Raw genomic sequence first — 14,027 nt, forward strand, 5'->3', positions numbered from 1 at the left:
AAACGTAATTATACCCGAACACAAGCCCATACATAGGGCGATTAGGGCGAATTATCAAGTGCTTGGCTCAGGCCAACCACAATAAAAAAACCGCCAGCCCCAGGGCTGACGGTTTGGTATGGCGGCCGCTTTACATCAGGATGAAAGCGGAAACTCGCTGACTCAGGCAAGCTGGGCTTGCAACTCATCCTGTATCTCGAAGATATCCGCCACGATGCCGTACTTGGCAATGGTGAAAATCGACGCGCCGGGATCGGTATTGACCGCCACGATGGTGCTCACATGCTTCATGCCTGCCATGTGCTGGATAGAACCGGAAATCCCCATCGCCACATACAGTTTGCAGGCACTCACCACCTTGCCGGACTGCCCGACCTGGCGCGACTTGGGCAGCCAGCCGGCGTCGGCAATCGGCCGCGAGCAGCACAGGGTGGCATCGATGTTATCCGCCAGCTCGCGGAAGTCTTCCACATTGGCCTCTTCGCCTATGCCGCGGCCGATGGACATGATGAACTCGACCGTGGTGATGTCGATATCGCCACCCCCGCCCTGCTCAATGAACTCCAGCGGACGGCTGCGGCCGCTCAGTTCACTGCGGTCATCCACGGTCAATAGCGGTGCCGCTGCGGCTTCTACCGGCTTGAAAGCGCCGCCGCGTATGGTCATCACCGCACAGGCATGGCCAGGGAAATCCACCTCGACATTCACCTTCTGGTTATAACCACCACGCGTGGCGACCAGAGCGCCACCATCGTAGGCGAGCTTGAAAACATCGGTGGCATAGCCATAACAGCCCTTCACCGCCACCGCCGTGGCGTAGCCCAATGAATCCACACTGTGCGGTAACAGCACGGCGATGGGTTTACGCGAGACGATCAGCGCAGACACCGCCTGTTCGGCCAGCTCCGGTTCAAATTCGGCACTATTGGTCTTGCAGGCGATGATTTCGTCCACGCCTGCCCATTGCAACTGGCTGGCGAGCAACTCCACCTCTTGACCAATAATCGCTAGCAGCACGCGGTCATCCGCCGCGGTTTTCAATTGCTGGGCAGCGGTGATCAGCTCCAGCGTCACCGGACGCACTTCGCCGCGCCGGTGTTCGGCTACTACAAGAATAGTGTTCATGCAGCTTCTCCCTTGTATTCCTTGATGATTTCAATCAGCTTTGCAGCTTGCTCCGCGATCGTGCCTTCTATCATCTGGGCGCGACCCTTGACCGGGATTTCCATGCGGCGCACACGCGATAGCGCGGCGGTGGCGCCTACTTGCGTGGCATCCATCCCCAAGTCGCCCAGACTCCAGTGCTCAATCGGTTTGGCGGCCGCCTGCTTGATACCACGCAGCGAGGCATAGCGCGGCTTGTTGATGCCAAGTTGCAGCGTCAGCACGGCCGGGCAATCAATCTCTACCGCCTGCAGCATGCCGCCTTCCAGTTCGCGCTTGATGCGCGCAGTGGCAGCGCCGGGCTGATAATCCAGCTCGGCCACCACCGCCGCATGCGGCCAATCCAGGCTGGCGGCGATTGCCATGCCGGTGGCGGCATTCGCCTGGTCCGAGGACTGCACCCCGGCAAACACCATGGCAGGCGCTTCCTTTTTCACCACGCCCGCCAGAATGCGGCCTATGGTCACGGCATCCAAGCCTTCCATGGCGTCATCCCACACGCGGATAGCGCGATCAGCGCCCTTGGCCAGGCACTTGCGCAGGCTTTCATCCACACGCTCCGGCCCCACCGAGACGGCAATCACTTCCACCGCGCCTTCGGCAGCGGCTTCCTTGATCTTCATGGCCTCTTCCAGCGAGTAGTCATCCCACTCATTGAGGTCATACATCAGAAAATCCTCATCCACATCCAGGCCATCGGCGCGTATCTCGAAATCATCATCGAGCGCGGCCACCTGTTTTACTGCCACCACTATTTTCATGCCTTCCTCCTGTAGAAATACCGGTCGGCCACCGGGCGCAAGGCGCGCGCGGCCAGCCATTGAAATAAGGCGAAACGCACCCGCGCATCGGGGTCGTCCCGCAGTTGCCATTTGTCCTGGTCGCTAAGTTTGGGGCTGCTCGCCAGCATCACGCGATGCAGGTAATACGGGTCTTGCAGCAGCGGCAGCAAGACGTCTGGTCCGGCGGCCGGGTTCAGGATCACGCCGCGCCGCACGTCAAGTTCATCCGAAAACACCAAACGCTTCAGCAGCGCTGGCGCCGTGTGTGGATTGGCCGCCACGCCGGACAGCACATCCACCGCGCTATCGCGCGCCAGGCTCGCCATCAGACAGGAAGTGACATTGGGCTGATACGCCACTGCGGCGCGCACCCAGCTTCTATGGTCAGAAGCCAGTTTCTCCAGCAGGGTGATGGGGCAATTCGGGTTACGCGCCACGGCACGGCGCACATCTTCATGAATATCCAGCGCGAGCTTTTGCAGCACATGCTTGCCCACCACCGGGTTACGCCCCAGCCATTGCCGCACCCAGGGGTCGCGGTCTTCCGCCAGCATCTGCATGAGAGCAGGCGAGAGATCAGCCCGGCAGGCCACCGCACGGCGCACGCTGTCACTGTCGTCCAGCGCCAGACGCGCGCTCAAGGCCAGGGGCAAACCCACCCGGGTCGCCAGTGCGGCGCGTATGGCGTTGTCCTTGTGTTGGCTCAAGGCATCCACCGTCGCCGCAGGCAACAGCGGATGCTTGACCAGCGACCGCAAAATCAGGGTTTCGGTGGATTTAGCCGCTTGCAGCAGCAAGGCTTCCGGCACCTGCTTGTGCGCCAGCACCGCGGCGCGCACGAACTTGTCGCCACGGTGATAGAGCGTGCTCAGCAGATCAGCAGGCACCGCCGCATGGCTGGCAATTTCCTTGTCAAAACGCCTGGGAAAGCGCTGCGCCAGCAGGCGCAATACCTCAGGCTGTGCGCTGGGGTTGCGCGCCAGTCCCTTCAGCACCACCTGATCGTGATCGCCCATGGCAATCTGCAACAGCAAGGGCGCAGGCGTGTTGGCATGCAGGGCAAGGAGACCCGTAAGCGCAGGATCATCCGACTGGCTGAACTGATGCTTGAGCGTGCTGCCTTCCGTGTTGCGGTGCTTGACCACGCGCCCTGCCAGCGGCATATGCTCCAGCCGCGACAGGGCATCCAGCACATTGGCGGGCGTGTGCTCCCAGCGCGCCAGCATCAGCACATCGCGGCGACTGCCAAACAGTCGCTCCTCCAGCCGCTGCCGCTGTCTGGCATCGGCGATACCATGCACGGCCACCGCCGCATAAAAGTCACCACTCTCCAGCACATGCGCTACCAGCGCCTGTGCGGTCATGGGGACCAGTGACTCAGACTTCGACAGAAAGCGCTGGGGACTCATCGTATTCCACACATTCTTCTATCAGTTCAATCAGCTCGCGCACCACAAACTTGCCCTCGTAGCCCGAGGTCTTGAGGGCATCTTCAAACATGGTGAGATCCTTAGGGCAGGACACAACGAACACTTGCAGGCCTTCGATCCTGCCCGCTTCATGCATGCGGTTTTGCGATGGTTTTTCGGTGCCGGGCGCATCGGGTATCCAGATACGGCCTCCACCAGCGCCGCAGCAGAAAGAGTTGTCACGATTGCGATCCATCTCCACCAGCTCGCAACCCAGCATCTGCAGGATGTCGCGCGGCGCATCAAAGCCCTTGTTGTAGCGGCCCAGGTGGCAAGGGTCATGAAAGGTCACGCGGTAGCCCAGCGGTTTGCGCAGGCGCAAGCGGCCTTGCAGCAACAACTCGCGCACCACGGTGGTGTAATGCTGAATCTCGAATTCGCCGCCAAAGTCGGGGTATTCGTTGCGGATAGTGTTGTAGGAATGCGGGTCGGTCGTGACGACGGACTTGAACTCGCAATCGCGTATCGAAGTAATGTTGGCGGTGGCGAGGTACTCATACAGCCCCTCCTCGCCTACCCGGCGCACATCGTTGCCCGCGTTCATTTCGCCCTCAAACAGCAGGCCAAAATCCACCCCGGCCTGTTGCATCAGCCGGGCAAAGGCGCGGGTGACTTTCTGGTTGCGCGGATCAAACGAGGCGTAATCACCGACGAACCACAGCATGTCGACCGCTTCCTTGCGCGCATCCTTGATGGTGAACGGCAACTCCTTGGTCCAGGCGGCGCGCTTGCGTTTGGATTCGCCAAACGAATTACCGGTTTTATGGATAGTCTGCAGGGTTTTCTCCAGCAGCGGCTCCATGTTGCCGTCTTCCACCAGCTTGCGGCGCATCTGCACAATAATCGGCACATGCTCCACCGCCACCGGACAGATTTCCACGCAGGCGAGACAAGTGCGGCACGACCACAAGGTCTCCATGAATACCTGCCCCGGCGCCTTGCCATGCACATCCAGCTCGGCTTTCTCCGGCAGGGTGGCGGCATTGAGGCTGTGGTTGGCAAACTCACGCAGCGACAGGATTACATCGCGTGGCGACAGTGGCGCCCCCACCGCGTTGGCCGGGCAGGCCTCGTGGCAGCGGCCGCACTTGGTGCAGGCATCCAGATGCAACAGCTCTTTCCACTTGAAATCGGTGATGTACTGATAGCCCGCGCTGGCCTGCTCTTCCGGCACCTTGGGCAGGCGACGGCCCGCCAGGGGGTCGCGCAGCATGAGCGAGGTGGGCGCCGTGACAATATGCTTGATCTTGCTGTAGGGAATCAACGCGATAAAAGTCAGCGCCAGCAGGCCGTGAAACCACCACAAGCCGCTGCGGACCAGCCCGGCACCTTCCGGTGACAAGCCGACCGATTGCATGGCATGCGCCATCACGGCACCGACGGGTGACCAGAAGCGCAGGTCCCACACCGTGGGCTGGCCGCTCAGCCAGACCAGACGGGTGGCTTCCAGCACAAAGCCAGTGATGCCAATCAGGATCAGCGCCCACAGAAAGGCCCAGTCCTCGCGGCGATAGTCACGGCGATCGTAATCCGGGTCTTCCGGGCTGCGATCCGGGCGGGCGTAATCCAGCTTGGGCAGCCTCAGCCACTGGCGGCGATACATCATGTAGAGCACGCCTGCGATCAGGCCTGCGCCAGCAAGATCCAGCACCAGCGAAAACCACAGGTAAAATTCGCCATGCCAGAAGCGCCAGCCAAACAGCGGCTGCAAAATGTCATATTCAAGCGTGATGGTCGCCGTGCCGATGAACAGCAGGGCAAAGCCGAAGAAGATCAGCGCATGCGCACGCCCCGCCTTGCGGTCCCGCCGCACCAGCGTACGGTGCGTCAGCATATCCTGCACCATGTTGACAGCACGCTGGCGCCAGGCGCCGATGTCCAGCGGACGGCCGCGCCGGTATTTGCGCACCTGGGTATACACACCGTGGGCAAAGATGCCGATGGCGGTGTAGCCCAGCAGATAAAACAGGGTGATGCTCCAGGAAGAAAAATCCTGGAAAAGTATGCGGGTGACCAGGGTGGTATCGTTCATGAACTGTCTCTTTTGCTATCGGGGTCTTCAGGGCCCGGGCGGCTGACCTGCAAGCCAGCGGGAAGCCATGCCTCCCGCTGTTGCACCGGACCCTGAAGTGAACCGTTGACTAAACCTTGTACTCGATCTTGAACTGACCGCCCGGCATGTGGGCTGCACCCCATACCGCCACCTCGCGCTTGTAAGGCAGCGGGTATTGCGGATTGGCTTCTTCGATCTCGCGCGCCACGCGGTGGCCGGTAAAGGTCGCGTCGGCAATCAGGCGGGGAGCCTCGGCATCGCCAATCAGGTACACACCCTTGATGCCATTGGCCTCCCACTCGCTTTCGCGGGCTTTCAGGTCGTTGAACAAGGCGTTTTCGGAATGACGGCCGGTGACCAGAATCAGCGAATCAAACTCCAGCCAGCGGTGGGTCTTGTTGGCATCACGAGGAGCCACGCCCGGACCGCGATAGGTGCGCTTGGAACCATCGCCCCAGATGTTGTAAATCTCCAGACGGCCCGGCTCAATACGCGAGCAGAAATGGTCGCCCAGCTCTTCCACCCCCAGCTCATGCAGGCGGCGCATCATGTTTGGGTACTCCAAAGTGAAGTGCATGTAGTTCGCCAGATGCACACCAGACACGATAGTGACCTCGTGCCCCGCCACAGCCAGCTTCTCGGCCAGGCTAGGTGCCATGAAATAGGTATCGGCGTTCAGGATCACCACGCGCTTGCCTATCGCCTTCTTGCCTTCCATTACCTGCTCAGGCGTGAGCTGGTCAGCGCGCGAAGCATCGGCGCCGGGGAGGGCGTCGTGCGTCAGGCAGTTGGTGCCATCGGTATTCCAGCTGGAGCCGGTAGCAATCACCACCTTGTCGGCGCCGTATTGCAAAATGTCTTCGGCCGTCAGGCGTTTCTGCCCAAGGGCGATCACGGAATCCTTGTTTTTCTTCACCAGCTTGTTGAGCTGGGTTTCGCGGTAATCGCGGTGGTAGCTCCATTCACCCAGGCCAGGCAAGGTCGCCACACTATTCAGGTGGCCGCCGACTTTTTCGGCGCTGTCATACAGGTGCACGGTATAACCGCTTTCCATCAGCACGCGTGCGCATTCCGAGCCGGATGGGCCTGCGCCCACCACCAGCACGGCATCGCTGGAAGCGGTCTTGCGGAATTTTTCCGGATGCCAGCCACGGCGGTATTCTTCGCCTGCCGTTGCGTTCTGGGTGCAGATCATCGGTGGGCCACCAATTTCCCAGCGCGAGATACACACGTTGCAGCCGATGCAGACGCGAATATCGTCATAGCGGCCTTCTTCAATCTTCTTCGGCAGGTAAGGGTCGGCAATCGATGGGCGGGCCGCACCGATGATGTCGGCATAGCCCTTGGTCACGATCTCGGTCATTTTTTCCGGATCGGTGTAACGGCCCACGCCCAGCACCGGCTTCTTGGAAACCTGCTTAACGAACTTGGTCCAGGGCACCTGATGGCCCTGCTGGTAAAAACGCGACGGGCCCGCATCTTCGCCCCACTCGGCAATATCGCCGACATCCACGTCCCACAAATCCACCAGCGGATCGGCCAGCTCAATGAACTTCATGCCATCCACTTCCACCTCGATCTGGCCAGGGCCATACACGGTGTCCACGGCAAAACGCGTGGCAATCGCACAGTCATCGCCCACGGCGCGGCGTACCTTTTCCAGCGTCTCCAGCCAGAAGCGGGCGCGGTTTTCCAGCGAGCCGCCATAGCCATCGGTGCGTTTGTTGTAGTAAGGATTCAGGAACTGCAAAGGTAGGTAGGAGTGCGCACCGTAGACATACACAATGTCAAACCCGGCATCGCGGGCGCGGTAGGCGGCATCCACATAGTATTGCTGCACCATGGCGATGTCGTTCAGGTCCATTTCCTTGCAATAGGTCAGGGTCTCGAACTCTGAAGCGTACTGGCTGGGGCCGCGTGGCGTGGCGCGGGACTCCATGCATGGTGCATGCGCGCCGCCGTACCACATCTCGATACCAGCCAGGGCGCCGTATTTATGTACCTCATCGGTCATGGCGCGCAGGTTGCGCACGTCACCCTCATCCCAGATACGCGCCGACAGGCGGTGGGTATCGTCAGACTCGGGGTGGATGGAACAGTATTCGGTATTCATCGCCGCCCAGCCGCCTTCGGCCTTCATGGAGCGGTGAGCCGCCTGAAAGCCCGGTTTGTCCGAACCGGCGCCGATACAGTGCGGCACCTGGTAAAAGCGGTTACGCAGGATTTTCGGCCCAATCTGAATGGGCTCAAACAGAATGTCGTGTTTGGGATCGCGTGCCATGAAGTGTCCTCTCGAAATAGGCGAAGTGAATCGTTGTTGTAGGGCTATTTTCGAGGGGCAGGCACGGTCTCACAATTCTCCTTAGGGCTTACCACCTAGGGAGTACCGACAAGATAAACTTTCATTACAAATCAATTGATTAAATAAAAAATGGGCCGCCTTGCGGCGACCCGTCTCCATGCCCGGCTAGCGCGGAATACTAACCGAGATGATGGAACACGTAGACCACCACCACACCCGCCACCAGGGCGACATAGGGCAGGATACCGGCCCGGCTTGCCACACCGGCTTCGTCACCGACATGCATGTCTTCGAGCATGGCCTTGGGGAACTGGCCTTTGTCCTGCACATAGTGGCGGTAGATGAAGACCGGGATGATCAGCGCGGCGAAGAACAGGCCGGTAATCAATGTACCTTCACCCCAGACATCGGCACCGAACCCCATCAGGGCCAGGTTGACGAAGCTGAGTACGCCACCAGCTGCCAGCAGGATGGTGGGGGCCTTGTAGGGGCGCAGCCAGCTTGGACGGTCCATGCGGTGTATCCAGCCGGAGTTGAGGTTGAGGAAGTTGAAGATGATGTAGCCGATATTGGATGCTGCCAGCACGAACACATAGTCAGACAGCAACAGCAGCAGCAGATTGAAGCAGAGGTCAGTCCACATCGCAGGGGTAGGCGCGCCGTGCTCATTGACCTTGGACAGGTACTTGGGCAGCCAGCCATCGACCGAGGCCTGGTACAGCGTGCGCGAAGAACCCGCCATGGAGGTCATGATAGAGAGCAGCAGCGCCAGCACCAGCATGATGACCATGACATTGCCAATGATCTTGCCGCCGCCTGCCATGTCGGACAAGGCGCTGGCAACACCCATGCCACTGTAGATATCAGGCGCCAGCATGCCGCTGTAGACAGCAGGGGTAACCGTAGCGCCTGCAGCATCGACGACCGCTGGGGTGACCAGTTGACCCAGGCCAAGGTGCGCCTGGAAGGCAATTGGCACCAGCGTAAACACGGCGATAGAGAGCAGGCCAGAGTAGAAAATGGCCTTGAAGGTATCGGTCTTGGGGTTCTTGAACTCGCGGGTGTAACAGACGGAGGTTTCAAACGCATAGGTAGACCAGGCGGCAATAAAGAGACCGCCAGCCATCAGTTTCCAGCCTTCAATGCCCCATACGCCATCCACCACATTGCCTGCGGCGTCATAGCTCAGTGGTGCCATGGGGAAGAAGTTTACCTGTGGCACATCGCCCGTCAGGATAGGGATCAGACCAATCAGCATCAGCGGGATCAGTGCGGTAATACCCAAAATCATGGTCACACGGGCTGAACGCAGAATGCCGCCATGCTGCACGGCAAACACCGACATCAGCACCGCAGCGCCGAGGATGAACGTGGCATTGATGCGCAGCACCAGGTCTGTCTTGATGAAGCTCAGATCCATCAGCGTGATCTGCCAGGTGTTGATGACGGCATCCGGCGCAAACAGTGCGCTCAGCATGTAGCCTGCGGCGAGACCGGAGCCTATCGCCAATACCGGCGACCAGGCGAACCAGTTACACCACACCGAGATAGGTGCAATGAACTTGCTGTAGCGCACCCAGGCCACGGCGCCATAGACGGAGGCGCCGCCAGATTTGTGCGGAAACAGGCCAGCGATTTCAGCATAGGTAAAAGCCTGAATAAAGCCGAATGCGATCGAGATCATCCAGACGATCCAGGAGGGTTTGCCGACGGTGGCAGCAATGGCGCCTATGGAAAAAAGCACCAGTGCCGGTACACCGCTGGCCACCCAGAACGCACCCTGCCAGCCGATCTTACGGTGCAGGGTAGAGTTCTGGGCGACGACATCGCCGGATAAATCGGCGGAGATCGCGTCTACGGGCGGATTACTGTTCAATTTAATTCCCCTTATCGAAAAGTCATGCAGTCAGCAGGCCCATGGCCAGCACATACGGTACTGACATGTCCTGCATTGGGCTCCATTGAATACCCGCCTCCCCCGCCTCACAATTCTCACTACGGATTACTACCTAAGAAGTAGCAAGAAAATGGTGCGGCATGCATGGTTTAAAGCAGGTTCCGGTCCAACTTGGGGCATCAGGCAGCCTGGGCGCCAGCATGAGCCCGCCCTACTCCCTCAGGAGTATGGAAAGACAGGCCGCGTGCCCCTTACCATTTCTGGCAAATACCTTTAAAGGAATCCGCCTCATGCAAGCCCCGCCCTATACCGCCAGACTACAATCCACCCTGCACCGCCATTACGCGCGCAACCAGCGCTGGGGATTCATGTGGGCCTTGTGGACCGCGATTCTGTGGGGCGCCTGGTATGTACCCGGCACGGCGCTGTGGTTTGAGTCACCGTATGTCGATATCCCGCAGGACCAGCAATCGCTCAGGCTGGCTGCCACCGCCGTGATGACCTGGGTGCATGCATTGGCAGTGTTTGTGTTTTTACTACTGTGGAATGGCGTGCTGGGCAAGGTGGGGGATTACGCCCGCACCATGGTGCGCTTTCGACGCATCTCCAAGTGGTATGCGCTGGCGTCGCTTTGTGGCGGACCGATGGCGATCTTTGGCTCCTATATGGCCATGGGCTATGTGGGGCCGGTATTTGCCGCTGTCACCTCGCTGTTTTACCCGGTGATAGGCGCCGTGGTGGCGCGCCTGTGGTACCGCGAAAAAATCTCCACCCGCGCCGCGCTGGGCATGGTGATCATCATGATGGGGGGCCTGGTGATTTATGGCCCTGGCCTGTTTGGCGAGGTGGGTGGCGATAACAGCCATGCATGGCTGGGCTATCTCGGCGGCATCATGTCTGCACTGGGATGGGGCATGGAAGGTGCCGTGGCGGCGCGGGCGATGGATGTGACCGACCCGGACGTGGGCATTCATTGCCGCTTCAGTTTCGAGATTCTGTTCTGGGGCATATTGATCCTGCCTGCCCTCGCGCTTTTTACCAGTCTGCCAATAGGTGAGCTACTACTCACTACCGTGCAAAACCCCAAGGCCATGGTGTGGATAGTGCTGGCCTCGGCCTGCCATGCCTATTGCTACACCGCCTTTTACAAGAGCTTCAGCCTGATCGGCGTCGGTCGAGGCGAAGCCATTGGCAACCTCTACGCGGTATTTGCCCTGCTGTTTATTGCAGCCTTTACCCTGCAAATGCCACCGTGGTATTTCCTGGTCGGCCTCATCCTCACTGTGGCGGGCAGCTTTGTCATGTTTGGCGAATCCGCCGAAACCGTAGCCCAGTTACGCGACAATCCAGCGGGAGAACACGCATGAAATTGCATATCAAGGGATTTTTACTGACACGGCTGCACCAGCTGGGCGGCATGCGGGATCAGGCGCTGATCGAGCTGACTCTGCAAGCCTACAGCCTGCAAGGGCGCTACGCGATCAACAGCCTGCATGTGGCGCTGGATGAGTTGTCGGCGGCCGGCCTGGTCGTGCGCAATGAACCGCAGCTCATCACCGAAACCGTAGGCGATATATTACCGCGCGAAGCACTGTCGTTTTATTACCAGCTGACACCGTTTGGACTCACCCGCATGGAAGATACCGGCTTGCTGGCCAAGGATGGCACTGCCATGGAGGAGTATTGCGCATGAACAGTTTCTGGGGATACGCCGGGGCCGATGTGCTGGCCATCATCATCATCGGCCTGGCCAGCTTTATCTGCCTGATCTGCGCCCGGCTGTTTGTCAGCCGCCGCTAGGCTGGGCAAGGCCAGGTGGAAGAGCAGGCACTTACTTTTTTCGATGTGCCCATACGGCCGCCTCAAGCCGGCTGGTGAGCTTGAGTTTGCTGAGCAGATGTTTGATATGCACCTTGACCGTGGTATCGGAAATACCCAGTTTGCGCGCGATGGTTTTATTGTTGAGACCATCCGCCAGGCACTGCAAGATCTCCTGCTCGCGGTCAGTCAGCGCCACGTCATCATCCGCCTTGCGCGTGCGCGGTTCCAGCAAGGCCTGCTTCAGCACTTCGGTCAGGCTGTCCTGTATCACCGTCATGCCGGAGATCACTTTTTTGAGGCTGGCACAGAGGTCTTCCGGTTCCATGTCCTTCAGCAGATAACCATCCGCCCCGGCGCGCAACGCCTCCAGCAAGTCATCCTCGGCATCCGACACCGTCAGCACCACAAAACGGGCCTGCAAACTGCTTTCACTTTTGAAGCGGCGCAGGGTTTCAATGCCGTTGAGACCTTTCATGTTGAGGTCGATCAGCACCACATCAGGCTGCAAAGGCGGAGCCAGCAACAAACCCTCGCTACCGGAAGCCGCCTCGCCCACCACCCGGAATGCCGGGTCGGCTTCTATCATCTGACCAACGCCCTTGCGAAACAGCGCATGGTCATCAATCAGGAACACCTTGGTCGGCATCGCGCCGCCAGATGTCAGCTCAGAAGTCGGTGTACTGGGGGTGCTCAAGGTCGTGCTCTCCTGTCATTGTGCCAATTGCGGCGTAAATACCAATCTTACCCGCGTGCCGCCCGTGCGGCGACGCAAAACTGCCAGCTCGCCCCCCAGGCTGTAAGCACGCTCCTGCATGATGCTGTGCCCGTAATGCCCCGGCTCGCCCGGCTTGCTGGCATAGCCGATACCATCATCATCAATGGTCACGATGACCGAGCCATTGCTCTGGTAGACCAGCGCCACGGTCACCGTGCTGGCGCCGGAATGGCGCACGATATTCGACAGCGCCTCGCGGATGACATGCAGGATATGGAATTCCTCGTTCACCGTCAGGCGGCAATTCACCAGCCGATTATCCAGCGCAATGGAAAGATTGGAGCGCTGCATGAATTCGTCAATCGCCGACTGGATGGCAAAACCCAGCCCGCGCACATCCATGTGCACGCGAAAGGTGGACAGCAGCTCGCGCAACTCGCGGTAGGCATTATCCAGCCCCTGACGCAGCTCGTTCACAATGCCGCGCAGGTCGGCATGCTGAGTCTGCGGATGACTTTGCAGACGGAAAATCTGGATTTTCATGAACGACAGCGACTGCGCCAGCGAATCATGCAGCTCACGGGCAATGGCGGCCCGCTCATCCAGCAGCGCGGCACGACGGCCTTCCTGCTCGCGGTTCTGCGTGCCCATCACCATGGACAGCAATTGCGCAGTCATCTCCACCAGCTCGATGTCGGTTTCATCAAACACATGCGCTGCCTCGGCCTCCACCATCAGCATGCCCAGCGTTTCCCACGGGCCGGTAAAGGCTGCAACGAGACAGTGGCTGCCATCTTCGCCATTGGCTGGTTCAAGCTGGTAACTCACCGCCTGGCTGGTATTCAGCTCGGCCAGCAGGCTGGGCGGCGTAGGATGCGGCGCATGCTGCGAAAACAACATGCGCTCCACCGGCTCACCGGCGGATTTTTCGGCAAACAGCAGCGCCACATTCTGCACATCCAGCGTGCTTTCCAGCATGTACAGCACCTTGCGCAGCAGGGCTTCGCTGATGTCCGGCGTATTGATCATGCCCACCAGCCGGTGCAAAAACCCCTGTGCGCGCAACAAGCGGCGCAAGCGCTCACTGCGCGTCTGGTTGAACCACGCGCTCTCGGCCTTGAAGCCCTCCAGCCGCGCCGCAATGCGAAAGACGGTTTGCTCCAGCCGGGCAAATTCGTCGGCATGGCCCTGGTCATCCGCCACCTGAAACTCCTGAGGCAGCAACTTGGCCAGATGGCCGATGCGGTCTATCAACAGATGCTTGGCCTTGAACGCCACGGCAAACAGGCAGCACACCAGCAACAGGCCACTCACCAGTTGCAAGAGGCCGATCACCGACTGCTTAACCTCCACATCGTGCTGCAGCTCTTCTGCCAGCCTGTCGTAATCATGCAGCACCCGGTCCACGGCCTGCAGCCAGCCCGCCGTATGCTCGGCCTGCGGATAGGTATTGAGCAACGATGCCGTGTCGGCTTCCAGGTGGGCAATGGCTGGCGGCAGACGCGAACCCAGTTGCTGGCGGAACCACGAGAACTCCATCACCCCACCCCCGGCATTGAGTCCGGCACCGGGCAGCCGGCTACCCTGCGGCGTGGCAACGACTTCGGCCCGCAGCACCTGCCAATGGAATTTTTGCGCGTAGAGCTGGCGCATGGCAGACTGGTTGCCAGGAATGTAATCCAGCAGAAACAGGGAGCCGACCTGCATCATGATGATGAGCAAGAGCACACAGAACAGCAGCAGTACCAGCCGCAGGTAAAGCGTATGGCGCAGCAGGGCCTTGATTTCAGCCACTTCAGACAATTGTTTCAACCAGCGCATATC

The 14,027-nt window shown here is 59.7% G+C and carries 10 protein-coding genes; 2 read left to right on the plus strand and 8 right to left on the minus strand.

Annotated elements, in window-relative coordinates:
* Positions 1 to 162 precede the first annotated feature (162 nt).
* From LG204_RS00095 to LG204_RS00120, 6 genes are all read right to left on the minus strand, one after another.
* The gene (locus LG204_RS00095) at positions 163 to 1,125 is read right to left on the minus strand and encodes an electron transfer flavoprotein subunit alpha/FixB family protein (RefSeq protein WP_230335361.1); all 963 of its coding nucleotides are present in this window, start codon (positions 1,123 to 1,125) and stop codon (positions 163 to 165) included.
* Positions 1,122 to 1,925 (minus strand): electron transfer flavoprotein subunit beta/FixA family protein, encoded by an 804-nt coding sequence (locus LG204_RS00100; RefSeq protein WP_230335362.1) that lies wholly within the window; start codon positions 1,923 to 1,925, stop codon positions 1,122 to 1,124. The genes LG204_RS00095 and LG204_RS00100 overlap by 4 nt, the downstream gene beginning before the upstream one ends.
* On the minus strand, positions 1,922 to 3,355 hold the full coding sequence (locus LG204_RS00105; RefSeq protein ID WP_230335363.1) for a DUF2336 domain-containing protein: 1,434 nt from the start codon (positions 3,353 to 3,355) through the stop codon (positions 1,922 to 1,924). The genes LG204_RS00100 and LG204_RS00105 overlap by 4 nt, the downstream gene beginning before the upstream one ends.
* Positions 3,324 to 5,447, minus strand: coding sequence for a heterodisulfide reductase-related iron-sulfur binding cluster (locus tag LG204_RS00110; protein WP_230335364.1), 2,124 nt, complete (start codon positions 5,445 to 5,447; stop codon positions 3,324 to 3,326). The genes LG204_RS00105 and LG204_RS00110 overlap by 32 nt, the downstream gene beginning before the upstream one ends.
* Positions 5,448 to 5,556: 109 nt before the next feature.
* Complete coding sequence (locus LG204_RS00115) at positions 5,557 to 7,749, minus strand: oxidoreductase (RefSeq protein WP_230335365.1); 2,193 nt, start codon at positions 7,747 to 7,749, stop codon at positions 5,557 to 5,559.
* 199 nt (positions 7,750 to 7,948) lie between these two features.
* Positions 7,949 to 9,646, minus strand: coding sequence for an APC family permease (locus LG204_RS00120; protein ID WP_230335366.1), 1,698 nt, complete (start codon positions 9,644 to 9,646; stop codon positions 7,949 to 7,951).
* 311 nt (positions 9,647 to 9,957) lie between these two features.
* Between LG204_RS00120 and LG204_RS00125 the strand changes: the two genes are divergently transcribed.
* Together LG204_RS00125 and LG204_RS00130 are read left to right on the plus strand one after the other, a co-directional pair.
* On the plus strand, positions 9,958 to 11,034 hold the full coding sequence (locus LG204_RS00125; RefSeq protein ID WP_230335367.1) for a DMT family transporter: 1,077 nt from the start codon (positions 9,958 to 9,960) through the stop codon (positions 11,032 to 11,034).
* On the plus strand, positions 11,031 to 11,360 hold the full coding sequence (locus LG204_RS00130) for a hypothetical protein (protein ID WP_230335368.1): 330 nt from the start codon (positions 11,031 to 11,033) through the stop codon (positions 11,358 to 11,360). The genes LG204_RS00125 and LG204_RS00130 overlap by 4 nt, the downstream gene beginning before the upstream one ends.
* A gap of 138 nt (positions 11,361 to 11,498) precedes the next feature.
* Here LG204_RS00130 and narL read toward each other — a convergent pair whose 3' ends face one another.
* Positions 11,499 to 12,134 carry a two-component system response regulator NarL gene (gene narL / locus LG204_RS00135; RefSeq protein WP_230335797.1) on the minus strand — a complete coding sequence of 212 codons (636 nt, stop codon included), beginning with the start codon at positions 12,132 to 12,134 and terminating at the stop codon, positions 11,499 to 11,501.
* A 63-nt stretch (positions 12,135 to 12,197) separates the two neighbouring features.
* On the minus strand, positions 12,198 to 14,024 hold the full coding sequence (locus LG204_RS00140) for a histidine kinase (RefSeq protein WP_230335369.1): 1,827 nt from the start codon (positions 14,022 to 14,024) through the stop codon (positions 12,198 to 12,200).
* Positions 14,025 to 14,027 lie beyond the last annotated feature (3 nt).

The sequence above is a fragment of the Methylovorus menthalis genome (genome assembly GCF_020523625.1).
In the GTDB taxonomy this organism is placed as follows: domain Bacteria; phylum Pseudomonadota; class Gammaproteobacteria; order Burkholderiales; family Methylophilaceae; genus Methylovorus; species Methylovorus menthalis.